This window comes from Nocardia barduliensis, assembly GCF_013315795.1.
Lineage (GTDB): Bacteria > Actinomycetota > Actinomycetes > Mycobacteriales > Mycobacteriaceae > Nocardia > Nocardia barduliensis.
Genome location: NZ_JABLTE010000105.1, coordinates 1 through 25,610, shown reverse-complemented (window position 1 = coordinate 25,610; position 25,610 = coordinate 1). Strand labels below are relative to the sequence as shown.

Annotated in this window: 21 protein-coding genes; 10 read left to right on the top strand and 11 right to left on the bottom strand. The window is 68.8% G+C overall.

The genetic code is table 11. The features are described 5' to 3' along the window. Positions 1-231: 231 nt before the first annotated feature. The 5 genes from HOV91_RS31515 to HOV91_RS31495 form a co-directional block, all read right to left on the bottom strand. Positions 232-582 carry a hypothetical protein gene (locus HOV91_RS31515; protein ID WP_174188955.1) on the bottom strand — a complete coding sequence of 117 codons (351 nt, stop codon included), beginning with the start codon at positions 580-582 and terminating at the stop codon, positions 232-234. A gap of 296 nt (positions 583-878) precedes the next feature. After that, positions 879-1,454, bottom strand: coding sequence for an isopentenyl-diphosphate Delta-isomerase (gene idi / locus HOV91_RS31510; protein WP_174188954.1), 576 nt, complete (start codon positions 1,452-1,454; stop codon positions 879-881). Then, complete coding sequence (locus HOV91_RS31505) at positions 1,451-2,323, bottom strand: geranyl diphosphate 2-C-methyltransferase (RefSeq protein WP_174188953.1); 873 nt, start codon at positions 2,321-2,323, stop codon at positions 1,451-1,453. The genes idi and HOV91_RS31505 overlap by 4 nt, the downstream gene beginning before the upstream one ends. 41 nt (positions 2,324-2,364) lie before the next feature. Continuing rightward, the gene (locus HOV91_RS31500; RefSeq protein WP_174188952.1) at positions 2,365-3,915 is read right to left on the bottom strand and encodes a family 2 encapsulin nanocompartment cargo protein terpene cyclase; all 1,551 of its coding nucleotides are present in this window, start codon (positions 3,913-3,915) and stop codon (positions 2,365-2,367) included. Positions 3,916-3,931: 16 nt separating this feature from the next. Further along, the gene (locus tag HOV91_RS31495; protein WP_174188951.1) at positions 3,932-5,338 is read right to left on the bottom strand and encodes a family 2B encapsulin nanocompartment shell protein; all 1,407 of its coding nucleotides are present in this window, start codon (positions 5,336-5,338) and stop codon (positions 3,932-3,934) included. A gap of 782 nt (positions 5,339-6,120) precedes the next feature. On the opposite strand from HOV91_RS31495, the gene HOV91_RS31490 reads away from it, so the two are divergent. Then, positions 6,121-9,072, top strand: coding sequence for an acyl-CoA synthetase (locus tag HOV91_RS31490; protein ID WP_174188950.1), 2,952 nt, complete (start codon positions 6,121-6,123; stop codon positions 9,070-9,072). 56 nt (positions 9,073-9,128) lie between these two features. Then, entirely contained in the window at positions 9,129-9,728 is a 600-nt protein-coding gene (locus HOV91_RS31485) for a class I SAM-dependent methyltransferase (RefSeq protein WP_174188949.1), read from the top strand. Between the two features lie 36 nt (positions 9,729-9,764). Here the strand turns inward: HOV91_RS31485 and rffA are convergent, their stop codons facing one another. Together rffA and HOV91_RS31475 are read right to left on the bottom strand one after the other, a co-directional pair. After that, positions 9,765-10,904 (bottom strand): dTDP-4-amino-4,6-dideoxygalactose transaminase, encoded by a 1,140-nt coding sequence (gene rffA, locus HOV91_RS31480; protein ID WP_174188948.1) that lies wholly within the window; start codon positions 10,902-10,904, stop codon positions 9,765-9,767. After that, positions 10,894-11,994: a glycosyltransferase family 2 protein gene (locus HOV91_RS31475; RefSeq protein ID WP_174188947.1), complete on the bottom strand. Its 1,101-nt coding sequence runs from the start codon at positions 11,992-11,994 to the stop codon at positions 10,894-10,896. The genes rffA and HOV91_RS31475 overlap by 11 nt, the downstream gene beginning before the upstream one ends. A 269-nt stretch (positions 11,995-12,263) precedes the next feature. On the opposite strand from HOV91_RS31475, the gene HOV91_RS31470 reads away from it, so the two are divergent. The 6 genes from HOV91_RS31470 (at position 12,264) to HOV91_RS31445 (ending at position 18,730) form a co-directional block, all read left to right on the top strand. Next, the gene (locus HOV91_RS31470) at positions 12,264-14,435 is read left to right on the top strand and encodes a hypothetical protein (RefSeq protein ID WP_312884834.1); all 2,172 of its coding nucleotides are present in this window, start codon (positions 12,264-12,266) and stop codon (positions 14,433-14,435) included. Next, positions 14,432-14,914 carry a GtrA family protein gene (locus HOV91_RS31465; protein ID WP_438822708.1) on the top strand — a complete coding sequence of 161 codons (483 nt, stop codon included), beginning with the start codon at positions 14,432-14,434 and terminating at the stop codon, positions 14,912-14,914. The genes HOV91_RS31470 and HOV91_RS31465 overlap by 4 nt, the downstream gene beginning before the upstream one ends. Positions 14,915-14,984: 70 nt before the next feature. Continuing rightward, on the top strand, positions 14,985-17,237 hold the full coding sequence (locus tag HOV91_RS31460) for a hypothetical protein (protein WP_174188946.1): 2,253 nt from the start codon (positions 14,985-14,987) through the stop codon (positions 17,235-17,237). Next, complete coding sequence (locus HOV91_RS31455) at positions 17,234-17,791, top strand: GtrA family protein (RefSeq protein ID WP_174188945.1); 558 nt, start codon at positions 17,234-17,236, stop codon at positions 17,789-17,791. Before HOV91_RS31460 ends, HOV91_RS31455 begins: the two co-directional genes overlap by 4 nt. A 9-nt stretch (positions 17,792-17,800) precedes the next feature. Further along, on the top strand, positions 17,801-18,031 hold the full coding sequence (locus HOV91_RS31450; RefSeq protein ID WP_043723600.1) for a Trm112 family protein: 231 nt from the start codon (positions 17,801-17,803) through the stop codon (positions 18,029-18,031). 189 nt (positions 18,032-18,220) lie between these two features. Further along, entirely contained in the window at positions 18,221-18,730 is a 510-nt protein-coding gene (locus tag HOV91_RS31445) for a L,D-transpeptidase (protein ID WP_174188944.1), read from the top strand. Between the two features lie 37 nt (positions 18,731-18,767). Here HOV91_RS31445 and HOV91_RS31440 read toward each other — a convergent pair whose 3' ends face one another. The 4 genes from HOV91_RS31440 to HOV91_RS31425 form a co-directional block, all read right to left on the bottom strand. Beyond that, complete coding sequence (locus HOV91_RS31440; protein ID WP_174188943.1) at positions 18,768-19,406, bottom strand: TetR/AcrR family transcriptional regulator; 639 nt, start codon at positions 19,404-19,406, stop codon at positions 18,768-18,770. Next, complete coding sequence (locus HOV91_RS31435) at positions 19,403-20,197, bottom strand: ABC transporter permease (protein ID WP_174188942.1); 795 nt, start codon at positions 20,195-20,197, stop codon at positions 19,403-19,405. The genes HOV91_RS31440 and HOV91_RS31435 overlap by 4 nt, the downstream gene beginning before the upstream one ends. After that, the gene (locus HOV91_RS31430; protein ID WP_174188941.1) at positions 20,194-20,925 is read right to left on the bottom strand and encodes an ABC transporter ATP-binding protein; all 732 of its coding nucleotides are present in this window, start codon (positions 20,923-20,925) and stop codon (positions 20,194-20,196) included. The genes HOV91_RS31435 and HOV91_RS31430 overlap by 4 nt, the downstream gene beginning before the upstream one ends. An 88-nt stretch (positions 20,926-21,013) precedes the next feature. Further along, a complete protein-coding gene (locus tag HOV91_RS31425) occupies positions 21,014-22,537 on the bottom strand; it encodes a multicopper oxidase family protein (RefSeq protein ID WP_174188940.1) in 1,524 nt (507 codons plus the stop codon). A 398-nt stretch (positions 22,538-22,935) separates the two neighbouring features. On the opposite strand from HOV91_RS31425, the gene HOV91_RS31420 reads away from it, so the two are divergent. Together HOV91_RS31420 and tyrS are read left to right on the top strand one after the other, a co-directional pair. After that, positions 22,936-23,577: a DNA-3-methyladenine glycosylase gene (locus tag HOV91_RS31420; protein WP_174188939.1), complete on the top strand. Its 642-nt coding sequence runs from the start codon at positions 22,936-22,938 to the stop codon at positions 23,575-23,577. 287 nt (positions 23,578-23,864) lie between these two features. Beyond that, positions 23,865-25,154: a tyrosine--tRNA ligase gene (gene tyrS, locus HOV91_RS31415; protein ID WP_174188938.1), complete on the top strand. Its 1,290-nt coding sequence runs from the start codon at positions 23,865-23,867 to the stop codon at positions 25,152-25,154. Positions 25,155-25,610 lie beyond the last annotated feature (456 nt).

Below are 25,610 nucleotides of genomic sequence, written 5' to 3'. Positions count from 1 at the left end.
TCGTTGGGCTCAGTTGGCGGCGGCTGTTGCTCGGACGTGAGCGGGGCCGCGCGGAACCGCCGCATACGCAGGTGTGCCCAGATCGGGGTGCTGGTGGGGGACGGAGTGACAGTGGCGATGGTGGCCGTCCCATCGCTGGTGACGCTCGGTCTTCGCGAGTGCGGCGGGGGAGTCCGCCGCACCGGCGCCCGAGCCGTACACCGGCTCGGCGATCGTTCGGCGTCTGAGCGATCAGGCGGCTACGGCGGTGGCGAGCTTCCGCAACTCGGCATCGGGGTCGGCCACGTCGACCACGAGGCGTGTGACATCGGCGCCCGCCAGGTCGATACGGATAGCGTGTCCGTCGAAGCGCGTGTCCCAGAATTCCTTGCGGCCTTTGCCGCGGAACGTTCCGGCCGCGATCACGCCGGGGAAGAACGTCCCTGGCGCGCGCACCCACGGCGGGCGACGGTCGACTCCGGCCAAGCCGAGCGCGGTGATGTCGGACAGATCGAAGGTGAGCTGATCGCGCAGCGCGAGCAGTTGATGAGTGCCGCGAACGTGCACCGTCACCGTTGTTCCGGCGACCTCGAATTCCACCATCACGCACCTCACTTCACCGAGAACTACTACAACGTCAACGATGCAGAACGGTCCTGGTCAAAGCCTGTGCCGTTCCTATGAGTTCTCTCAGTTTCGGTCCATAGTGTTACAAGGATATGCGCATCTATCCATGTGACACGCTACGGTCGCCGTAGCGGGAGGCCACGATGCCGATTCGCAAGACAGCGACGAAGCCGGGGCGACATCGCGAGGCCGGGCGAGGCAGCCGGATGGTTACCGATCTCGACTGCGCAAGGATGCGCTCGGCTGCCTCGGGGCCGGAAAATCGCGGACGGTCAGGGCGCGGAAGGTTTCGTGACGTATGCGTGCTCGGCGATGTCGAGCACCCCGGCCAGCCACGGTGTGTAAGCCGCCGGATTGTCGGCCAGCGCGTCGCGTAAGGCGTCCGGCTGGATCCAGGCATAGTCGGCGACTTCGGCCGGATCCGGACGAGGGCTCCCGATGTCCAGCCGTCCGATCAGCACGTGATCCCATTCGGACTCGACTCGGCCGGTGCGCAGGTCTGCCGCGTGATAGCGGTAGATCCCCGCCTCGGTGAGCGTGCCGGACAATCCCATTTCCTCCGCAAGCCGCAGCGCGGCGGCGGTGGTGACCGGTTCGCCGGGTGCGGGATGGCCGCAGCAGGTGTTGGCCCACAGCGACGGAAATCTGGTCTTCACCGCCGCACGCTGCTGCAACAGCACCCGGCCCGCCGAGTCGAACAACAACACCGAGAACGCGCGGTGCAGTCGTCCGGGGGCCAGGTGGGCCTCGGCGACCGAGCACGCGCCGACCGCGCGGCCCGCGTCGTCGACCAGTTCGACGGGCAGGGCCTCGCGGTCGGTGCTCGGCTGGGCGAGGGTGTCGGTCACCTGCTCACCTTATCGGCGGCGATGAGCAGGTAGTGGAAGCTGCCCTCCCGGTACGCGGTCAGGAACGGCTTCTCGACACCGGTGGCGAGCTCGGATTTCGTGCGCAACTCCCAGTAGGGAATGGTCGCCGCGGTGAGTTCGGTCACGGCGATCGGCACCAAGTCGTTCTCCGCCATGGCGCGGAAGTACTCGCTGCGCGGATGGATCATGCAGCCGTAGTGCGCATCGATCCAGCTGACCGAGGACGAGCGGCCGCCGGTGACGTCGTTGGAGCAGCCGGTGATGCACACGTAGCGTCCGCCCGGTTCCAACAGGCGAGAGAATTCGCGGAACAGGTCGAACAGGTCCACGTACATGGTGGTCTCATTGGTCCAGATGCCGCGCATGGAACCGGTCTCGAATCCGGTGTCCAGCATGTTGCGGAAGTGGAACTTCACCTTGTCCGCCACGCCGCGACGGGCGGCCTGCTCGTTGGCGAAGCCGACCTGGTATTCGGAGATGGTCACGCCGTCGACCTGGCAGCCGAAGCGCTGATTGGCCATGAAGCTGGTGCCGCCGCGGCCGGAGCCGCCGTCCATCAGCCGGTCGCCCGGGCGGACGTCGCCGAGGTGGTCGAGCAGGAACTCCGCCTGCGCGGTCTCCAGGCGGTGCAGTTCGGTGACGATCCGTTCCTCGCGGGTGTCCTCCGGGCCGGACAGTACGGACAGGTCCGGATCGCCGATGCCGTAGTGATGGTGGTAGAGCCCGTCGACCTCACCGAGTTTGGTGTTGACCCGGTCGTCGTTCGGGTTGTTGTTCCAGTACGCGGCGACGGACTTCTGGTAGCTGGTACGCAGAACGGTCCCGGTCTCCGGGTTGAGCATGGTCATGCGCGATCATCCTCTCTCGGTGCGGTACTGCATTTCTTGCTTCAGTGCGGGTCTCTATAGCGTTTGCTGTCCGCGTGCCAGGCGCGGTTGCCGCCCATCCAGGCCCACAGGCCGGCGAGGAAGCGGCGTAATTCCGGCGATCCGGCGGCGGCCAAGGGCGCCGCCTCTCGTTCGAACCGGTGCACCAGTTCGTCGTGCACCTCGGCGGTGCGCAGCACGGCCTCGCGGCGCGAGCAGCGCTCCTCGGCGGCGAGGACGGTCGGCAGGTTGAACTCCCTGCCGTTGGAAAGGTCCTCGCGTGCCATCGAATACAGGTCGTTCACCATCTGGCTGGCCAGGGCGGCCGTGGTGACCACGCGGCGTACCGCGGGGTCGGTGTACTCCGCGGCCTGCAGCTCGTAGCCGCCGAGCACGTCGGTCGGGGCCATGCACGGCAGGAAGCTGTGCGGTTGCCGGTTGGTCAGGTACTCCCATACCGGCGGCATCCGCCCCGCCGCCCGCCAGCCCGCTTCGGCGCCGAGCGCGATGAACCAGCCCGCGATCTCGGTGCGCAGCCTGGCCAGTTGCGCCGGGCGGGCGTACCGGGCCAGGTGGTCGAAGGAGGTGCGGAACGCGCGCAGGATCGGGTCGGCCTCCAGAGCCGCCTCGAGCTGGGCGGCGTACCGCGCGGGCAGGTGCGCCGGGTCCATGGCGGCCGCGGCCAGTTCGAGCCGGGGACCCAACTCGGCCTCGGCGCTGGAGGGTGTGCCGTCCGGAGCCCGGTCGTCGGCATCCTCCTCGCAGTAATAGTCGTCCACCGACCACTCGGAGACCGCGCACTTCGCCGCTGCCAGCAGCTTGTCCGCGTCGTCGCAGTCCGGGTGGGCGAGCATGATCAACCGGCCGAAATCGGCGTCGCGCAGCTCGTCCAAGCGCCCCTCGTACAGTCCGATGTCTTTGGCCCACTGCACGATTCCGGTATTGACCGCCTCGGCGAGTACGGGATCGTCGCGCAGCGGCGGCGGGCAGTACAGCGGCGGGATCGGATCGGGTCGATCGTGCTGCACCGTGGCGGTGCCAAGCCCGGTCGGCCCGCGCGGAATGCGCGCCGGATCACCGGCGGCCTCCGGTTCGGGGCGTCCGGTTCGGGGCACAGGCGCCGTGGGCGCGAGCGCCGCGACGCCGTGTGCTCCGAGAAGCGCCGAGGCCGTGCCGAGCCCGGTCGGCCCGGTGGGGATGCGTGGCGCCGTGGGTAACCGCAGCCGTCCCGACGCGGCGATCGAACCCGGCACGCCGCCGGACGCCGCCGCTGCCCCTGCGCCGCCGTTGGTGGCCTGCGGCGCGCTGGTATGCGCAGCGGTCGGGAAGGTGTCCGACGCCCCGCTGCGAAGCGGGAGCAGCAGCGCGGCCGAGCCCAAGCCGGACGGGCCGAGCAGGTGGCGAGGCGCCGCGCCCGGCTGTCCGGCCGGAGACGGGATATCCGGCGTGCCGGAAGCGTCCGCCGGAAACAGTTCGGAGGGGGCGCTCGTCCGGGTGTTGGTGAGCAGCGCGACGACGGTGGCGGCGACCTCGTTGGTGGCCTGCGCCGCCGCGGCGCGGGAGAGCACCGACATGCTCATCACTCCCCGGTCAGTCCGCTTGCCGGGCGACCAGGACGTTGTCGAGCACGCCGAGGGCGTCCGGCACCAGGACCGCCGCCGAGTAGTAGCAGCTGACCAGGTAGGAGATGATCGACTGGTCATCGATGCCCTTGAAGCGCACGTTCAGGCTCGGCTCGTATTCGTCCGGAATGCCGGTCTGGTGCAGGCCGATCACGCCCTGATCCTTCTCGCCGGTGCGCATGGCCAGGATCGAGGTGGTCTGGGTGTCGCTGATCGGGATCTTGCCGCAGGGAAAGATCGGCACGCCGCGCCATGCGGGAACCCGGTGGCCGTCCACCTCGACCGGATCGGGGTAGAGGCCGCGCTTGCTGCACTCGCGCCCGAACGCGGCGATCGCCTTCGGATGCGCGAGGAAGAGTTTCGTGCTGCGGCGCATGCTGAGCAGTTCGTCCAGGTCGTCCGGGGTCGGCGCGCCGGATTCGGTGTAGATGCGCTGTTTCAGGTCGCAGTTGTGCAGCAGGCCGAAATCGGGGTTGTTGACCAGGTCGTATTCCCGCCGTTCGTAGAGCGCCTCGATGGTCAGGCGCAACTGCTGCTCGATCTGGTTCATCGGGTCGTTGAACAGGTCGGCGACCCGGGTGTGCACGCGCAGCACGCTCTGCGCCAGGCTGAGCTCGTACTGCCGGGGGGAGGCGTCGTAGTCGACGAACGTGCCTTCCAGCAGCGGCTCGCCGGAGTGGCCCGAGGAGACCTCGATGTCGGCCTCGCCCTTGTTGTTCTGGCGGTGACTCGGTGCGGAGGCGACGCGGGAAAGTTGCTCGCGCAGTGCGGGTGTGCTGTCGACGAACTCGGTCAGCGATTGCCGCGGCAGGACCAGCAATGTCGTCCTCGTGACCGTCTTGACGGTCACCGGCCAGATCGCCGACGGCTCGGTGAGAATGGTGTCACCGAAGTAGTCGCCACCGCCCAGCATGCCGAGCTTGGTCTGTTCGCCGTACTCGCCCGAACCGATCTTGCTCAATTTGCCGTGCACGATCAGCAGGACCTGATCCATCGGATTGCCGAATTCCGCTATGACAGTTCCCGGTTCGAGATCGCGCTGCTCGAAACGCTCCGCGAGGCCGGTCAGCGCTTCTTCGTCATCGAAGCCGCGCAATGCGGGAAGTTCTTGCAACTCCAGGGGGATGACCCGGGCAGTACCGCCGTCGACGACGAATTCCACCTCGCCGTTGCCCACGGTGTGGGTCAGGCGGCGGTTCACGCGATATACACCGCCGTTGACCTGGGTCCACGGCAGCGCGCGGGTGAGCCAGCGCGAGCTGATGCCCTGCATCTGCGGTTCGGATTTGGTGGTGTGCGCCAGCAGTCCGGCCGTGCTGGTACTCAGGCTCTTGCGAACGTTGTTTTCCGTTTGGACTGGCATTTCAATGGTCATGCGTGGTCCTCACCTCGAGACGGCCACCGAGACACGGTGACGGGTTTGGGGCAGGGTGAATTCAGAATCGCCGATAGTTCAGAGTCGCTGGGTGTTCACATCAAACAGCAGCGGGCGGGCCCGCGGAGAGCTCATCGAACGAAATTGCCTACGCGCCAGGGCGTTACGACGTGATCGATGGTAGACGCCGAAAGCGGATGTGCACAGGGGAATTTCGAAGATCGGCGCGCGATCGGGCGGATGGTAACGACACGCGGTCGATTGCGGTAACGGCGAGTGGCATCCGGAGCCGTCCTTCCGAATTGCCTTATGCTCGCTGAAAATCAGCTGAGTGCGCTGAATCTGTTGCCGCCCACCGGATCGGCCGGAACGCGATCCGTTCGACGGCTGCGGCGGTGCGTGCGGAACCGCGCCGCCGCGACACTTCCTCGTCGCGAACGCCGCGGCGCCCAGTAGCCGCACCCGTGACCCGCACGCGCGGTCCGGACGCGGAATGCTCGCCTGCCGCGCCGAGCCGTGGCCGATGCATCCACCGCGTCCGATCGGACGCGGTGCGCGCGGCGAACCGCGGGGCGGATGACACTCCGATGACACCCGTACTATCCGTGCGATGCCGGGGAAGTTCTCGGGTGAGTGAACGAATGTCCTGTACGAGCCGAGCACGGCAACCGGGCATGTGACGTGTCACAGCGGACACATAATGGACAGGTGGTATGCGAAGCTCGTCTGAACACCTCGCGGTGTGTGATGCGGGTCACGGTCTACGGTAGGGGCCAGGAGCGATGGTGAAGTTGAGTGCGAAGGATGTGGTCGGCTCGGTGCAGCGGCTGATGGCGACCGCGCAGAACGGCCTGGAGGTCATCCGCTTCGGCGGGCTGACCCACGACGTCGCGTCGTCTCCGTTCGAGGTCGTGGAGCGCAGACGCATGTACCGGCTGCGCCATTACTTCCCCGACGACACCACCCCGGGGCGCCCGGTGGCCCTGCTGGTCCCGCCGCTGATGGTGAACGCCGATATCTGGGACGTGAACGCCGAGGACGGCGCCGTCGGCATCCTGCAGCGCGGCGGAGTCGACTGCTGGGTCGTCGACTTCGGCTCGCCCGCGAGCGAGGAGGGCGGCTGGCAGCGCGACCTCGCCGACCACGTGCTGGCCGTCAACAGCGCCATCGACACCGTCAACGAGGCCACCGGCAGCGGCGTGCACCTGATGGGCTACTCGCAGGGCGGCATGTTCGCCTACCAGTCCGCCGCCTACCGGTACGGCAAGGGCGTGGACAGCATCGTGACCTTCGGCAGCCCGGTCGACATCGTCGCGGGCATGCCGTTCGGGCTGCCCTACGGCATGGTCTCCGACGTCGCCGACTTCCTGGCCGACCACGTGGTCACCCGGCTGCCGATCACCGACTCCATGGTGCGGATCGGCTTCCAGCTGCTGGACCCGGTGAAGACGGCCAAGTCCAGGATCGACTTCCTGCGTCAGCTGCACGACCGTGAGGCGCTGCTGCCGAAGGAGCGCCAGCGTCGTTTCCTCAACAGCGACGGCTGGGTCGGGTACGCGGGCCCGGCCGCGGCGGATCTGCTCAAGCAGTTCGTCGCGCACAACCGGCTGATGCTCGGCGGTTTCGTGATCCGCGACCATCCGATCTCGCTGGCCGAGCTGAAGTGCCCGATCCTCGCCTTCGTGGGCGAGGTCGACGACATCGGACAGCCCGCCGCGGTGCGCGGCATCGTGCGCGCCGCGCCGAACGCGGAGGTCTACGAGGCGACGTTGGTCGCGGGGCATTTCGGCCTGGTGGCCGGAAGCACCGCCACCAACCACACCTGGCCGCTGGTGCGGCAGTGGGTCGAGTGGATGAACGGCGACAAGCCGCTGCCGCCGGAGATCGTGCCGATGGCCGAGCACGTGCCCAGCAATCGTCCACGGTCGGCGGCGACCCGGGTGGTGCACACCGCCGCGACGCTGGCGGAGGCGGGCACCGGGGTTGGCAAGGCACTCGAGGGCATCGCGAACAACACGGTGCGCGGATCCATCGAGTTGGCCGGCGAAGCGGCACGGGCGTTGCCAAGGCTGACCCGTCTCGGCATGATCCAGCCGCACACCCGGGTATCGCTCGGCCGGTTGCTCGCCGAGCAGGCGCGCAGGGCGCCACAGCGCGACCTGTTCCTGTTCGACGACCGGGTGCACACCAACGCGGCGGTCAACACGCGCATCGACAACGTGGTGCGCGGCCTCATCTCGGTGGGCGTGCGCCCCGCCATGCGGGTCGGCGTGGTGATGGAGACCCGGCCCAGCGCGCTGGCCTCCGTCGCGGCGCTGTCGCGGCTGGGCGCGGTGGCGGTACTGCTGGCACCGAACAGCGAGCTCGGCCGCGCGATCGAGCTGACCGGCGTGGAGACCTTGATCGCCGATCCGGAGAACCTGCGCCAGGCCGCCGCGACCGGCGCCAAGGTGCTGGTGCTCGGCGGAGGTGACACGCGCGAGCTGGCGCTGCCCGCGAGTGACCGCTTGATCGACCTCGAGCAGATCGATCCGGCGCGGGTGCGGGTGCCCGCCTGGTACCGGCCCGACCCCGGCCTGGCGCGGGAACTGGCGTTCGTGCTGGTCACCGGCACCGGCGAGCGGCTGGAGACGAAGTACATCACCAATCATCGCTGGGCGCTGTCGGCCTTCGGCACCGCGACCACGGCCGATCTCAACCGCCGGGACACGGTGTACTGCCTCGCGCCGCTGCATCATTCGTCGGGGCTGCTGGTCAGTCTCGGCGGGGCGGTCGCGGGCGGAAGCCGGATCGCGCTGGCCCGCTCGCTGGACCCGGAGCGCTTCGCCGAGGAGGTGCACCGCTACGGCGTCACGGTGGTCACCTACACCTGGACCATGCTGCGCGACATCCTCGACGCCGAGGTGTTCCCGACCGGCCATCGCCACCCGATCCGGTTGTTCATCGGCTCCGGTATGCCCGCCGGGCTGTGGCGGCGCACCGTCGAGCAGTTCGATCCCGCCCGCGTGCTGGAGTTCTACGCCTCGATCGAGGGCGACGTGGTGCTGGCGAATGTGGCCGGTGTGAAGCGCGGGTGCAAGGGCAGGCCGGTTCCGGGCACCGCGAAGGTGGAACTGGTCGCCTTCGACCCGCTCACCGAACGCATCCTGGTCGACGGGTCCGGCTTCGCCCGCCGCTGCGCGGACAACGAGGTGGGCCTGCTGATCGGCAAAGCGTCCGACGGCGTCGACATCTCCTCGGGCGGACTGCGCGGCGTCTTCGCGGCGGGCGACTCGTGGATGCCCACGGAGAATCTGTTCCGCCGCGACGGCGACGGCGACTACTGGCTGGTCGACCGCACGGACACGGTGATCCACACCCGGCGCGGGCCGGTGTTCGGCCAGCCGGTGGTGGACGTGCTCAACGACATCACCGCGGTCGATATGGAGGTCGCCTTCGGGCTCAACGTCGGCGACCACTGTCTCGCGGTCGCGGCGGTGAGCGTGCGCGAAGGCTTCCGCCTGGAACCGAAGGACGTCACCGAGGCGTTGCGCGTGCTCGACCCGGACCAGCGGCCCGACGTGGTGTACGTGGTGGACGACATCCCGCGCAGCCCGTCCTTCCGTCCCTCCGCCCGTGCGGTGCAGTCTGCTGGCCGTCCGGAGCCGGGCCCGGACACCTGGTGGTACAACCGGGCGTCGGACGCCTACGAAGTCCTCTCGGCCGACCAAGCGCGCACGCTGTTCGGCGACTGACGCGATTCACATTGCCGAAGCGCCGGATTCACCGACCGATGGCATAGTGAGTGTCTGTGCGAACGAGCCTTATTTACCGCAACGGGACCGTCTACGAGGTGCTGATGCGTGGGTTGTACGGCAGGCACTACACGGCTCGGTATCGCGCTATCGCGGAACTGGTACCGGACGGGTCGAGCGTGGTGGATCTGTGCTGCGGCCCGGCAACCCTGTACACCCGCTATCTGCGTCACAAGTCGGTCGACTACACCGGGCTCGATCTCAACGAGCGTTTCGTCGCGCGGGTGAACGAAGCGGGCGGACGGGGCAAAGTGTGGAACCTGCGTGCCGATGACGCCCTGCCCACCGCCGACTACGTCATCATGCAGGCCAGCCTCTACCATTTCCTTCCCGAGCCGCAGCCCCTCATCGATCGGATGCTCGCGGCGGCCACCCGGCAGGTGATCGTCGCCGAGCCGATCCGCAATCTGGCGACCAGCGACAACCCGGTCCTCGCCACGATCGGCAAGCGATTCACCGACGCGGGCGACGGCGAGCAGGCGCATCGTTTCACCGAACGGACGCTGGACGCGCTGTTCACCGCGTACGAACCGCGGGTGGCCGAGCAGTCCCTGATCGCGGGCGGCAGGGAGAAGCTCTACGTGCTCACCGCGTGACGCCGGTGGCCCGCGCCGCCCACCGCGGCGGCGCGGTCACACGGTGAACGCGGTGACCGCCTCCACCACGCGCGCTACCTGCGCGTCGGTGAGATCCGGCCAGAGCGGCAGACGCACGACGGTTCCGGAGAACTCGGCGCTGCGCGCGCACGGCCGCGGGGTGCGGCCCAGTTTGAACCCCGCCGGGCTGGAATCCAGCGGAATGTAGTGGAACGGCGCGGAGATGCCCCGAGCGGCCAGGTGCGCGATCAAGTCGTCGCGCCGGCGCTCGGTCGGGGTGCGCAGGTAGTACAGGTGGGCGGTGTGCCCGCGATCGGCGGGCACGGACATCAGGCGCACGTCGTTGCGCTCGGCCCAGTCCGGCAGCGCGGCGGCGTAGGCGTCCCAGACCCGGTGCCGTCCGGCCTGGATGGTGTCGAACTCGTCCAGTTGCGCGTCGAGCACAGCCGCGTTCAGCTCGCTGGGCAGATAGCTGGAGCCGATGTCCTGCCAGGAGTACTTGTCCACCGCCCCACGCAGGAACCGCGCCCGGTCGGTGCCCTTCTCCCGGATGATCTCCGCGCGCGCCATCAGGATCTCGTCGGTGAGCAGCAGCGCGCCGCCCTCGCCGCAGTGCACGTTCTTGGTGTCGTGGAAACTGAGCGTGCCCATCGTGCCGATGGTGCCCAGCTGCCTGCCGCGCCAGGTGCCGCCGAGTCCGTGCGCGTTGTCCTCGACGACGGCGAAACCGTGCGCGTTCGCCAGGGCAAGCAGCCCGGCCATGTCCGCGGCGACGCCGCCGTAGTGGATGACGACCACGGCCTTGGTCCGCTCGGTGAGCACGGCGGCCACCGACTCCGGATCCAGGTTGCCGGTGTCCGGGTCGATGTCGGCGAAGACGCAGGTGGCGCCGCGCAGCGCCATCGAGGTGGCGGTGGAGGTGAACGCGAAACTGGGCACGATGACTTCGTCGTCGGGGCCCAGCTCCAGCAGCAGGCCCGCCATCTCCAGCGCGGAGGTGCAGGAGGTGGTGAGCAGGGCGTGCGGAGCGCCCGTGATCGCCTTCAGCTTCGCGGTGGCCGATGCGGTGAACTGCCCGTCGCCGTGGCTGTGATCGGAGGCCAGCACGGCCTCCAGGTTCGCTAGTTCCCGGCGCGCCCGGAACGGGCGGCTGAAGATGACGCGGTCAGTGCTCAACCCGGTCGGTCCCCCTGCTGGCGGTGGCGGCGGTCAGTGGCGAAGTATCGGCCGGACGCGGGGTCGGCGTCTCGACGGTGAGGTAGAGCGGTTTGCCCACCAGGATGTGCAAGGCGACGCCGAGGTACTCGGCGATGAGCCCGAGGGAGAACAGCACGGCGCCGGAGCACAGCAGCAGCACCACGATGGTGGAGGCCCAGCCTTCGGGCGCCCATCCGTCGGTGGTCAGCGCTTCGAACACGACGATCGCGGCCATCACGCCGCCGGCCAGCGCCAGCGTGACGCCGAGCAGGCTCACCAGCCGCAGTCCGCGGGTGCCGCTGCACAGCACCATCTTCCAGAACAGCGAGAACAGGCGGCGGTAGTTGTAACCGGACTCCTCCCGGCCCTCGGCGCGCAACACCACCGGTGCCTGCGCGACGGCGCCGACCACCCAGGTCAGCGCGACATCCAGGTAGACGCCGTTGGAGGCGACCTCGGCGAGCTGCCTGCCGATGTCGCCGCGGATCAGCCGGTAGCTTTCGAACCGCGTGGAACTCGGGAACGCGAACAGGGTCGCGAGCACCAGCTTCGCGCCGCGCGAGGTGAGGTTGCGCAGGAAACCGTGCGGCCTGGTGTTGGTCGGCTTGGAGTAGACGAGGTCGGCGCGCTGCGCCAGGGCCGTGTCCAGGAACGTGCTGATGAAGCGGGGATCGTGCTGGCCGTCCTCGTCCATCGTGACGATCCAGTCACCGGCCGCGACCGACATCCCCGCGATCGTCGCGGCGTCCTGGCCGAAGTTGCGGCTGAGCCAGACGGTGCGCACCGTGGGATAGGTTTCCCGCAGTTCCTGCAGTACCACGTCGGAGCGGTCGGGGCCGTGGTCGTGCACCAGGATGATCTCGGTGACGGCGAACGTGGTGCCGCCCGGAGTCTCGACGGGGCGCGTGAGATCGTGCAGCTCGGCGACCAGACCCGCGATCGTGTCCTCACCCCGGTACACCGGCACCACCACCGACACCGTGTGCGGCCGGTCCACGCCGGGCCGTGCCGGGTCGCCGTTCGTCGCGGGGGCGCCGGAACGGAATGTGCGGGCGTGGGGAATCGGCATCAGCTGGATCGACTTTCGATGACGGTGCGTGCCGGTACTCGTCGCAGAACTGCGGAGCCCGAACCGGTGTGGACTCTAGCACGGGGCGATATGCGGCCACCGGAGCAGCTGATCATGCCCTCATCTTGCTGGCGTCCACGACTCATGCCAAGCGGAGAGCCAGCCTGTAGGGTTTGGAACTCGTGACGGACAGTGCAGTGCCCGGCTCGCGGCCGGATGTCTATTCGCGGCGAGATGTCTACCGGTGGGGGGTCATCACCGCGCTCGGAGTGATCGCGGGTTACCTCGCCGTCCTGCTCGCCAACGCCCGGCATTTCTTCACCGACGACACCGAGTCCCAGTACACCTCGCTGTGGGTCGGCCTCGGCCGTGCGCTGCGCGCGGGCGAGTTCCCGGTCATGGTGCCCGAGCAGTGGATGGCGGGCAACAACACGATGGACGACGCGGGCCTGTTCAACCCGCCGCAGCTGCTGATCGATCTGATCGCGCCCTCGGTGGACAACGTCGCGCTGTACGCCACCGTGGTGAAGCTGATCTTCTCGATCATCGCCGCACTGGGCGTCTACCGCATCTGCCTCGTCTACGGCGGGCGGCCGGCCTGGTCGGCGGTGGCGGGCATCGCGCTGCCGCTGACGGGCTTCTTCCTCTTCTTCGACGAAGCCAGCTGGATGACCGCGCTCACCGGCACCGCCTGGATGGTGCACGCCTGGGCGGCCTCGGTGCGCTACACGCGAGGGCTCGGCGGGCCGATTCCGGTCTTCGTGTACCTGTACCTGACCATCTCGACGCAATACATCTTCCCCGCGGTCGAAGCGGTGCTGATGCTGCTGGCGGTGGCCGTGGGCGAGCTGGTGTACCAGCGCAAGTGGCAGCCGGTGCTTCGGCTGACCCTCGCGGCGGGTTGCGCCGGCCTTGCGGGCCTGTTGACCTTCTTGCCGTCGATGCTGTCGGCGAAGGTCACCTGGCGCGGCACCGCGCAGATCAACAACGACCAGTTCCTCACGGTGCCGTGGTCGGAGTCGCTGAACGCCAGCCTGCCCAGCTCGCTGCCCGCGTTCAGTTCGTGGTGGGGTTACGTGCAGCCGCTGCCGGTCACCTACATCGCCTGGTTCCTGATCCCGGCCCTGGCCTTCATCGACTGGCGCCGCGCCAAAGAGTCCTGGCGGGAACTGAGCGCGGTCGCGATCTTCGCGATCATGATGCTGATGTGGACCGCGGGCCCTGGCTCGGTCGGGCCGCTGCGCTGGCCCGCGCGTGTGCTGCCGATGCTGGCCATCGGCCTGCTCGTGCTGGTGTGCGTGCTGCTGGGCCGCTACGGCACGGTGCGCGATCCGAAGAATCGCGGCATCGCGGCGGGCGTGCTGATCCTGCTGCTGTGGGTGCGCTCGTTCTCGGCCGACCCGCACGACGCGATCTGGCACGTGGTCGCGGCGCTCGCGCTGGCCGCGCTGGCGGCCGCTGCAGTCTGGCTCGGGCGCACCAAGGGCACCGCGGCGGCGTGCGCGCTGACCATCGCCGCGATGTTCCCGATCGCGTATTTCCAGGTCGAAGCAGCGCAACCCACGCCGATGTCGTGGAACCTGCCCGCGAAGCGATCCGAGGCGCAGGCGGCGTTCCCGGACTTCGCAGGCAACACCATCCAGCTGGCCGATCGCGGACTGCTGCAACCGCGGGACAAGAGCATCGAGGGCGCCTACGGATCGCTCGTCTTCGGCAACTACGCCCGGGGACTCGAACTGGATTACGTGAACGGCTACACCCCCAGCGGCCATTTCTACTTCGGCGAGATGCTGTGCATGCGGTGGGACGGCAGCGTCTGCCCGGACGCCTACCGGCGGATGTTCGCGCCGGAGCCGACCACCGGGCGGCCGCTGGTCGATCTGATGAATCTGGACCGGGTGGTGGTGCAGCGGGCGCTGTTCCCTGACGTGCCCGCCCAGCCTGCGCCCGAGGGCTGGAAGTGGGTCGACTACCCCGGACACGAGCGCTACATCGCGGTGCTCGAACGCGTGAACGGACCCATCTCGACGACCAACGGCCGGGTGACCGACCCCGCGCAGGTGAGTGCGACGTCGATCTCCGAAACCGACACCACCAGCCGGGTGCGGGTGTCCTCGGCCGAGGGCGGCCGGGTGGTGTTCGCCCGGCTGGGCTGGCCGGGGTACCGAGTCACGCTGGACGGCAAGTCGATTCCGATCACGACGGTCGCCAAGTCCTTCGTCGCCGTCGACGTCCCCGCGGGCACTCGGGATGCCGAACTCGTCCTGACCTGGCGTCCGCCCGGCTGGAAGATCGGTATCGGTACCGCCGTGGCGGGTGTGCTCGGTATCGGGGTCCTGCAGTGGCTGCATGTCCGGTCCCGCCGGCGTGACGAGCTGGAGGAGACCGGCGCGGACCAGCGCGCCGAGCCGGATCGCGAACTCGCGGACGCCGTTTCGTGAACGCGAACGCGCGTGCGGTCGCCATGGATCCCGACGCGATGGACAGCGCGCCCGCGCCGGGGCTGCTGACGCGGGTGGTCCGGCGCCAAGAGGTCGCCTTCGCCGTGGTCGGCGCGGGCAACACCCTGCTCGGCATCGCGCTGACCGTGGGGTGGCTGGCGGTGCTGGGCGACGCGTGGCCGCCCGCCGTCGCCGTCGTGCTGGCCTACGCCCTGGGCATCGTCATCGCTTTCGTCCTGCACCGGACCCTCGTGTTCCGGGTGCGCGGCCGGGTGCTGCGCGACTTCGCGGGCTTCGTCGTCGTGAATTCCGGTGGGTTGCTGATGAACACGGTGCTGCTGTCGCTTGCGGTCTCGGTGCTGCACCTGCCGCGGATTACGTCGGCCGTCGTTGTGATGGGCTTGGTCGCCGTCGCCAGCTTCTTCGGCCATCGCTACATCTCGTTCCGCCGCGGGCCGCAGGCGGGCACGACCGGATAGCGGGGCTCGGAGGGCATCTCGGCGCCGGTTTGCCGGAACGGCGCCGAGTTGGAGGTAGGGTCTGTGACTCGTGGCCGAACCTAGAACCCTTCCTGCCCGCGAAGTCTTCACCTGGGGCGTCATCACAGCGCTCGGAGTGGTCGCGGGATACGGTGCGGTTCTACTCGCCAACGCCCGGCATTTCTATACCGACGACACCGAATCGCAGTACGCGCCGCTGTGGGTGATGCTGGGCCGATACCTGCGCGAAGGACGGTTTCCCGCGCTGGTTCCCGAGCACTGGATGGCGGGGAACTACGCCATCGAAGAAGCCGGGCTGCTCAATCCACCGCAACTGCTGATCGATCTGATCGCGCCCTCGATCGGCAACCTCGCGCTGTACGCCACCGTGGTGAAGCTGATCTTCGCGATCATCCTCGCGCTCGGCGTCTACCGGATCTGCCTGGCCTACGGGGCGAAGGCGCCATGGGCGGCGGTGGCGGGCGCCGCCATACCGTTCTCCGGATGGCTGCTGTTCTTCGACGAGGCCAGCTGGATGACCGCGTTCACCGGCACCGCCTGGCTGGCGCACGCGTGGGCCTCCGGGGTGCGCTACGCCCGCGGGCACAGCGGGCCGATTCCCACTTTCGTCTTCTTGTACCTGGCCATCTCGGTGCAGTACATCTTTCCCGCGGTCGAGGCCGGTCTGATGGTGGGCGCCGTCGCGATCGGCGAACTCGTTCATCAGAAGGCGTGGCGGCCGTCGCTGCGCCTGCTCACGGTCGCCGCCTGCGCGGCGCTGGCCGGCTCGGCCACTTACCTGCCGAGCATGCTGTCGGCGAAGGTGACCTGGCGCGGCACCGCGCAGATCAACAACGACCAGTTCCTCACGGTGCCGTGGTCGGAGTCGCTGAACGCCAGCCTGCCCAGCACGCTGCCCGCGTTCAATTCCTGGTGGGGCTACGTGCAGCCGATGCCGGTGGTCTACGTCGCGTGGTTCCTCGTTCCGGCGCTGGCCTTCGTGGACTGGCGCAAGGCGCTCGGCACGGCGCGTGAGTTCGTCGCGCCCGCGCTGTTCGCGGTGATGGCGCTGATGTGGACCGCCGGTCCCGGCGCGATCGGTCCGTTGCGCTGGCCCGCCCGGGTGCTGCCGATGGTCGCGCTGGGCCTGCTGGTGCTGGTGTGCGTGCTGCTGGGCCGTTTCGCGACCGTTCAGGACGGGCGGCGGCGCGGCATCGCGGCCGCGGTGCTCATCGGCCTGTTGTGGGCGCGCTCGTTCTCGGCCGCGCCGCATGAGGCGGTGTCGCATGTCGTCGCGGTGCTGGGGGTGGCCGCGCTCGGCGCCGCCGCGGTATGGCTCGGCCGCCGCCGCGGCTCGGCCGCCGCCTGCGCGCTGATCGTCGTCTCCGTGTTCCCGATCGCGTACTTGCAGGTCTGGAGCGCGCAACCGACGCCGATGGGCTGGAATCTGCCGGAGAACCGCTCGGAGATGAAGGCCGCGTTCCCCGACTTCCCCGGCACCACCCTGCAACTCGGCGACCGTATGCTCATCCCGCCGCAGGAACGGAATCTGTCCGGCGCGTATGGCTCGCTGGTGTTCGGCAACTACGCGAAGAATCTCGAGCTGACCTACGTCAGCGGATACACCCCCAACGGGCATTTCTGGTTCGGCGAGACGCTGTGCATGCGCTGGGACACCAGCGTGTGCCCCGATGCCTACCGCCGCGCGTTCGCGACCGAGCCGACCACCGGTCGGACCATCGTCGACCTGATGAAGGTCGACCGGGTCGTGCTGCATCGCGCGTTGTACCCGGACGCCCGCGACCAGCCCGCACCCTCCGGCTGGCGCTGGGTCGACTACCCGGGCCACGAGAGGTACATCGCGGTGCTGGAACGCGCCGACGGCCTGATCTCGACCCGGGGCGGCCGGATCGCGGCCACCCAGGGCGTGACGGCCACATCGGTCGCCGAATCGGACACCACCAGCCGGGTGCGCGTGAGTTCGCCCGAGGGTGGTCGAGTCGTGTTCGCCAGGCTCGGCTGGCCGGGTTATCGGGCGACGCTGGACGGCCGCGAGATCACCGCCACTCTGGTGGCCAAAACCTTTGTGGCCGTTGATCTTCCGGCTGGTAGCTCCGGTGAGCTGGTGCTGTCCTGGCAGCCGCCGGGCTGGCGGATCGGCGTCGCCGCGGCACTGTTGGGGCTGCTCGGCGTCGGTGTGCTGCAGTGGGTGTACCTGCGCGGCAGGCGGCGGCTCGACCGAACGGTCGAAGCGAGCGACGAGCCGTCCCCGCTGGACGTGGCGGCGACACCGGAGACCGACTCGGCCGCCGCCGTCCGATGAGCGGGCGGGCGGCGGATCGAGTCGGCGCGCCGATACCGGACGCGCGGGGCTCCGAGGCCACGGATCCGCCGCGGGAGTGCCCGGCGGATGCCCGGCTGCACACCGATCCCGGCCCGCTGCTGCGATTGGTGCGTCGCCAGGAGATCGCGTTCGCCCTCGTCGGCGTGGTGAACACCGGCCTCGGCATGGCCCTGACGGTGACCTGGCTGGCGGTGCTCGGCGACCGGCTGCCTGCCGCCCTCGCACCCGCTCTGGCCTACAGCATCAGCGTGATCGTGGCGTTCGTCCTGCACCGCACCCTCGTGTTCCGGGTGCGCGGGCGGCTGGTGCGGGATTTCCTCGCGTTCGTCACGGTGAACTCCGGCGGGCTGGCGCTGAACATGGTGCTGCTCCAGTTGGGTGTGTCGATCCTGCACCTGCCGAGCATCCCCTCGGCGGTCGCGGTGATGGCGCTGGTGGCCTGCGCCAGCTTCTTCGGGCACCGGCACATCTCGTTCCGCCGCACGCGGGCACTCGACGCGGACGGTTCCCGGTCCGGCGCGGCCGGAAGGTAAGTTTCCGGTATGCCTGAGCACACCACCATCGACGACACACTGCTGAGCCTGCTGGCCTGCCCGCAGGACAAGGGTCCGCTGCGGTTGGTACGTGCCGCCGACGGCAGCGCGCTGCTCTACAACCCGCGCCTGCGCCGGGCATACCCGATCGAGAACGGCATCCCGGTCCTGCTCATCGATGAAGCCAGGGACGTCACCGACGCCGAGCACGACGCGTTCACCGCGCAGACCGGCGACTGACCCCCAGCCGCTCCCTCCTCTCCCGCACGACTCGCCGACCGGCGGACAACGGATGAGTCACGGTCGTTTTGCGTCCATTGACCGTTTGAAGCCGGGTCCGCCATGATCGTTTGCACCTCGCGACGGTCCCCTCACTCCAGCCAAGGGGCGATGCGACCAGCCTGGTGAGGTAGAGAGGTCGGGAACGTAATGAGCGCTGAGCGTTTACGTAACTGGACAGCTCGATGTGCGATCGCCTGCGCGGTCGTCGCGGCGGGATTCACCATAACGGCGCCCGCCCAGGCCGAACCGCTGTGGCCGGGCGGCCCGGACATCCCCGGTATCCCCGCGATCATCCCGCCACCGCCGCCGGTCGCACCGTGTTCCACGGCCGCCCGGGCATGCATGCGGCTGTCCACCGACGAAGCCTGGTTGATGGACGAGGGCAAGGTGGTCTACGGCCCCACGCCGATCTCCCACGGGATGCCCGGATACGAGACGCCGCCCGGGGTCTTCCGCGTGTCGTTCAAGCGGGAGTTCCACTGGAGCACCATGCACAACGCTCCGATGCCGTACGCGACCTTCTTCAACGGCGACATCGCCTTCCACGTCGGCCCGATCGAGAAGAAGTCGCACGGCTGCGTCCGGATGACCCACGAAGGGGCCAAGGCGTTCTACGAGTACCTGTGGCCCGGGGACGTCGTCGAAGTCGTGGAGTGACGGCCCGGTCGCCGCTGTCCGGTGATCGTCCAGGCCATCAGGACGCCGCTTGCTCCACGATGTCGCCGGTCAGATAGCGCTGCAATGTCGGGCCGACGGCGGCGACCAGGTCGGTAGCGGGCATCGAGGCCAGCGGTTCCACGCCGACGATCTTGCGGGCCACCAGCACGCCGATCATCTGCGACGCGACCAGCCCGACCCGCACCCGGCCGTCGTCTTCCGGCGTGGCGATCCGCAGGCGGACGCGCTCCAGCACGACCTCCAACAGAAACGTCCTGGCCAGTGCCGGGTCGTCGCTGCCGGCCAGGATGCTGCGCACCACGGCGACCACACCGGGTCCCGCGGGCGAATCCCACACTCCCACCACCGCGCGAATAATGGTCGCGCCCAACTGGTCGAGCGGCGCGGCTTCGATGATCCGCAAGGTCGCCTCGGGATCCACCGGCAGTTCCACCACCGCGGCGAAGAGTTGTTGCTTGGTGCCGAAGTAGTGGTGCACCAGGGCCGGATCGACCCCGGCATCGGTGGCGACCGCGCGCACCGAGGTCTTGTCGAAGCCGACGTCGGCGAATCGGGCGCGGGCGGCCGCGAGAATGGCCTCGCGTGCGCCCGACTGCCCCGGGCGGCGGCCCGTGCGGGTGCGCGGTTCGCCGCCGGAGCCGTTGCCTGCCGTCACGTGGTCCGCCGTCGTAGCGTGGCCGCGCCCAGGCACAGTGCAACGATCGCGAACCCGGTGACGATGGCCAGATCACGCCACATCTGGCCGGTGACCTCGGGATGCGCCGACACTTGCTGCAATGCGTCGACCGCGTAGCTCAACGGCATCACGTTGCTGATCACCTCCAGCCAATCGGGCAGCTGGCCGCGGGGAACGAGCAAGCCGCACAGGAAGATCTGCGGCGCGACCACCACCGGCATGAACTGTACGGCTTGGAATTCGGTGCGCGCGAAAGCGCTTGCCAGCAGGCCGAGCGCCACCCCGCACACCGCGTCGACCACCGCGATCAGCACCACCCAACCCGGGCTGCCCGCCGCGTCCAGCCCGAGAAGTCCGAAGGAGACCGCGCAGGCGACGATCGCCTGCGCTGCCGCTGCCAGCGAGAACGCGGTGCCGTACCCGGCGAGCAGGTCCAGTTTCGTCAGCGGCGTGGACAGCAGCCGTTCCAGCGTGCCCGAGGTGCGTTCGCGCTGCATGGCGATCGCGGTGATCAGGAACATCACGATGAACGGCAGGATGCCGAGCATGCTGATGCCCACCCGGTCGAACAGCGAGACCGGGTTCATCGGGTTGGTCGGGGTGTCCCGGTAGATGAAGTACAGCAGCGCCATCAGCAGAGCGGGGACCACCAGGATCATCGCGACGGTGCGGTGGTCGTTGCGCAGCTGGCGCAGGATGCGGCCGGTGGTCGCGGCATAGGGACGCAACGTCGGCGTCCGCCGCGGTGCGGCTTCCAGGGTGGCGGTCATGCGTTCTGTCCCATCCTGATCAAGGTCAGGAAGGCGGTCTCCAGGTTCTGCTCGCCGGTCCGCGCGCGCAGTTCGTCGGGGCTGAGCTCGGCGAGCAGACGCCCCTCGCGCATCAGCAGCAGCCGGTCGCAGTGCTCGGCCTCGTCCATCACGTGGCTGGACACGAGCAGGGTCGTTCCGTTGGCGGCCAGCTCGCGGAACTGCTTCCACAGCTCGACGCGCAGCACCGGATCGAGCCCGACCGTGGGTTCGTCCAGGACCAGCAGCTGGGGCTGGGCGACCAGCGCGCACGCCAGCGAAGCGCGGGTCTTCTGCCCGCCGGAGAGTTCGTCGCCGCGCTGGTGGGCGTGCTCGAGGAGGCCGACCGCCGTGATCGCGTCGTCGACGTCGGCGCGATCACGGCCGTAGAGCGCGGCGAAGTACGCGACGTTGTCGCGCACGCTGATGTCGTTGTAGATGCTCGGCGCCTGGGTGACGTAGCCGATCATGTGACGCAACGCCGCCGAGCCCGCAGGAAAGCCCAGTGCGGACACATCGCCCGACTCCATGATCTGCGTGCCGACGACGCAGCGCATCAGCGTGGTCTTGCCGCACCCCGAGGGACCGAGCAGTCCGGTGATCGAGCCGCGCGGGATGGTCAGCGAGACGTCGTGCAGTACTCGGCGGCCGCCGCGGCGAACCCGCAGGCTCCGTACCTCGACGGCGGGGGATGGGGTGGCTTGCGACACGGTCGCCTCAATTCATCGAGTGTTGAATTCACTATGTGATGAATTTAGTCCGCCCCGGCGGAACGGGCAAGGGTGCGGTGCGGGGGTATCAGTGATCGTGGTGTTTCGGCGCCCGCCCGGCTTCCTGCCCCGGGTGCACGACCACGAACTGGCCCATCATCCCGAGGTCTTCGTGCCAGAGCAGGTGGCAGTGATACATGTACGGCATGTCCGGATCGGCGGGACCGTCGAATCGCATGGCCAGTCGCGCTGTGCTGTTCGGCGCGAGGAAGACGGTGTCCTTGGGTCCGGCCAGGTCCGCGGGCGGTGCGGCATCGTTCACCGCGAGCACGCGAAATCGCACGTCGTGGATGTGGAAGTTGTGCGGCATGCCGTCGGTGTTGCGCACCACCCAGGTCTCCGCGGTGCCGCGCGTCACCGCGAAGTCGATGCGGTCCATAACCATCGGGGAGCCGTTGATCCCGGCGATGGTCAGGTCGAACTGCCGTTCCCGCGCCGAGTCGCCGCCATCCGGCGTGGTGGACGGCGCCAGGGTCGGGGGGAGTTGCGGAGACGGCCGCAGCGCCCGCGCCGCGCGCAATTCGAGGATGTCGAAGGTGTCGTCGCCACCGGCGAAACGCTGTGTCCAGAAGTTGAGCCCGGCGTCGAGTTCGCCGCTGCGCAGCACCGTGCGCTCCCCGGGCCGGACCCGCACGACGATCTCGGCGCGCTCGCCCGGCGACAGCCGCAGCCGATCCAGGGCGCTCGGCCGTTCGAGGAGGCCGCCGTCGGTGGCGACCAGCGAGAACGGCCGCTGGTCGGCGAACTCGAAAGTGTAGATGCGGGCGGTCGAGGCGTTGAGCAGTCGCAGGCGCACGAGTTCGTCGCCGACCTCTCGGTACGGCGCCAGTGTCCCGTTGACCATGGTCCGGTCGCCGAGGAACCCGACGTCGCGGAACATCTCATGGGCGGAGTCGAACGCCGCGCCGTTGAATCTCACGTCCTGGACGATCACCGGCAGGTCGTCCACGCCGTAGGTGGAAGGAAGGGCGAGGGAAGCGGACACCTCGTCGTCGAGCAGGAACATGCCCGCCAGCCCACGGCGCACATGGGTCTCGGTCGCACCGTGCGGATGGGGGTGATACCAGAGGGTGGCCGCCGGTTGATCAATGGTCCAGCTCGGCGTCCAAGCGGCGCCCGGCGCCACCGTCTGGTGCGGCCCGCCGTCCATCGCGGCGGGCAGGTGCATACCGTGCCAGTGCACGGTCGAGGACTCCGGCAGGTTGTTGCGGACGGTGACCGCCACCTTCTCCCCGCGCCGCGCCCGCAAGGTCGGCCCGAGGTAATCGCCGTTGAAGCCCCAGGTCTCGGTGATCTGCCCGGAGCGGAATTCCCTTCGCCCCGACCGCATGTCGAGTTCGAAGGCGCGCGTGCCGTCGGCGCCGATCCGCGACGGCGCCAGCGGCGGAATGGCGAGTTCGTTCCGGAATTCCGTACTACCCACCGTGGACACGACCGCCCCGACGTACACCCGCACGACGACAGCGGAGATCGCGACAACCAGCAACGTCACGACCGAGACGAGAACCGTGAGCGACCGCCGCACCGTGCGCGGCCGGGAATCCGAGGACATGGACCGACGGTAGAAATCGGCAGTGCCTCGACACATCCGGGAGCGTCCCTATCTTGTCCCCGGTCCACCCCTGACGCCGCCACTCGAACCGTCAGGGTGATCGGCGTGCCGGGTGCGTGCTCGCCTAGTCCACACCGCGCTCCAGCGTGGACAGCGCGCACCGGCGGCCTGCTCAGAAGGCCTCGATATCGTCCTGATCGGCGCCATCCACTCCGGCGGATAACCGCAGGCCGATCGCGCGGAGAGGTATGTCGGCGACTGCTTCCTCATGACCTTGTCCTTCCGCGCTCCGAGGCAACAGGTCGCCGGTAGGGAAGCGCTCACAGCATCAGCGAGCATCGGAGCGGGAGCCGCGGCGGTCGGCGGCGGCTGGGCGCTTGTCACAGCCGTCCGGGACAATGGCGGCTGTGTGTGCCCATGCTGTCGAGGAACTCGCCGTCGAACCGCCCGCCGCCGCCCGGCGTCTGCTGGGGGCGACGTTGCGGTCGGGTCCGGTCGGTGTACGGATCGTCGAAGTCGAGGCCTACGGGGGAGATCCGTCCGGGCCATGGCCGGACCCGGCATCGCATTCCGGGCGCGGCCGGACCAAGCGCAACGATGTGATGTTCGGCTCCGCCGGCGTGCTGTACGTCTACCTCAGCTACGGCATGCACACCTGCGTCAACGTGACGAGCGGACCGGACGGAGTCGCCAGCGCCGTACTGATCCGCTCCGGTGAGGTGATCGAGGGACTGGAAACGGTGCGCGCACGCCGACCGGGTGCCCGATCCGATCTCGGCTTGGCCAGGGGTCCAGGCAACCTCGGCAGCGCCCTGGGAATCACGTTGGGCGACTACGGAACCCGACTGTTCGATCCGTCATCGCAGATTCGCCTGGAGTTGCGCGATCCGGTCGAGGCCGCCGAGATCGCCAGCGGTCCGCGGGTCGGCGTCAGCAGCGCGGCGGACGTGCCGTGGCGTTTCTGGCTGCCGGATTCGCGAGCGGTATCGGTCTATCGGCGCAGCCCCCGTGCACCACTGCCAGAGATGAAGTCGGCCTGAGGACCTGGCGAGGATTTTCGCCGGCATCGCCGCCGTGCGTGAAACGTTGTCGCGCTGAACCTCGGCGACGCGGGCGGTCGGTGCACTTCGGTCCACCGGACGCCATGCCGCGTCGCGGGAAATTCCGCGATAGCAGCCCGGCGCCTGATCGACGTCCGAGTTCGGTACTTCGACCGGATGCTCGCTAGGGCCGATGTCCTCCGCCTCGAGCACTCGACCCGCCGTGTCCGGCGACGACACCGAGGCGCGCACGAGCCCGCGGACCTCGTGCGGAAAGATAGGACAGCGTGAGCGGCGACATCATCGACGAACTGACCTGGCGCGGCCTGATCGCGCAGTCCACCGATCTGGATGCCTTGCGCGCGGCGGCGGCCGCCGGTCCGCTGACCCTGTATGCCGGCTTCGACCCCACCGCTGCCAGCCTGCACGCGGGCCATTTGGTGCCGCTGCTCGCGTTGAAGCGTTTCCAGCGTGCCGGACACCGCCCCATCGTGCTGGCCGGCGGCGCCACGGGACTCATCGGTGACCCGCGCGACGTCGGCGAACGGACGATGAACTCGACCGACACCGTCGCGGGCTGGGCCGAGCGGATCCGCTCGCAACTGGAGCGCTTCGTCGACCTCGACGACTCGCCGACCGGCGCGGTCATCGTCGACAACATGGACTGGACCGGGCGGTTGACCGCCGTCGACTTCCTGCGCGATATCGGCAAGCACTTCTCGGTGAACGTCATGCTGGCGCGCGACACGATCAAGCGTCGCCTGGACGGCGAGGGCATCTCCTACACCGAGTTCAGCTACATGCTCCTGCAGGCCAACGACTACCTGCAGCTGCGCCGCGACTACGGCTGCACGCTGCAGGTGGGCGGCTCCGACCAATGGGGCAACATCATCGCGGGTGTCGAGCTCAATCGCCGAGTGGACGGCGCGTCCGTGCACGCGCTGACCGTCCCGCTGGTGACTTCCGCCGACGGCAAGAAGTTCGGCAAATCCACCGGCGGCGGCAGTCTGTGGCTCGATCCCGAGATGACCAGCCCCTACGCCTGGTACCAGTACTTCGTGAACACGGCCGACGCCGACGTGCTGCGCTACCTGCGCTGGTTCACCTTCCTCTCCCGCGCGGAGCTCGACGAACTGGAGGAGGCGACAACCGAGCGCCCGCACGCCAGGGAAGCGCAGCGCAGGCTCGCCGCCGAGATGACGACCCTAGTGCACGGGGAGGCACACACCCGTGCGGTGCAGCTGGCCAGCCAGGCGCTGTTCGGCCGAGCGGAACTGCGCGACCTCGACGAGACGACCCTCGGCGCCGCGCTGCGCGAAGCCGCGGTCGACGGCGAAGTCGCGCAGATCAAGACCGGCGAGCCGAACACCATCGTGGATCTGCTCGTCGCGACCGGCTTGTCCGAGAGCCGCGGCGCCGCCCGGCGCGCGGTGAACGAAGGCGGCGCGTCGGTGAACAACAGGAAGATCTCCGACATCGAGTGGACGCCCGCCGACGCCGACTACCTGCACGGGCGCTGGCTCGTCCTGCGCCGCGGCAAGAAGAACCTGGCCGGGGTTCTGCGGGCAGGTGCATGAAGATCGCGGTGGCCTGAATCACATCCGTGTGATTCAGGCCGTCGATCACTCCGATCGCGTGCTTCTGACCTGCCGAAACGCCTAGTTGTCCAGGCGATTTGACGTAGCGTTTTCCGCCGCGTAACTTAGTCCAGGTCAGAGCGACACGGACACCAACCCGGAGCCGAAGCGAGGCGGAGACGCCGAGCAGGACCGGGAAACGAGGTAGGACGAGGAGCGCCTGTCAGTCCAGTGCCACGCGGATCGACCGATAGTCTTGACTTCGGTTGGTAGCTTGGTTAGGCTGGGAAAGTTGCCTCACAGAAGGTCCGGTTGAGACTGGCCCGGATGTGTGTGCGTGTGTTCTTTGAGAACTCAATAGTGTGTCGATGAATGTCAGTGCCAAATATTTTTTGGTTCCGGCTCTTGCACTCCCCGTGTGGAGGGTCGGGCATTTTTTGTCAGCTTTTTGCTGGC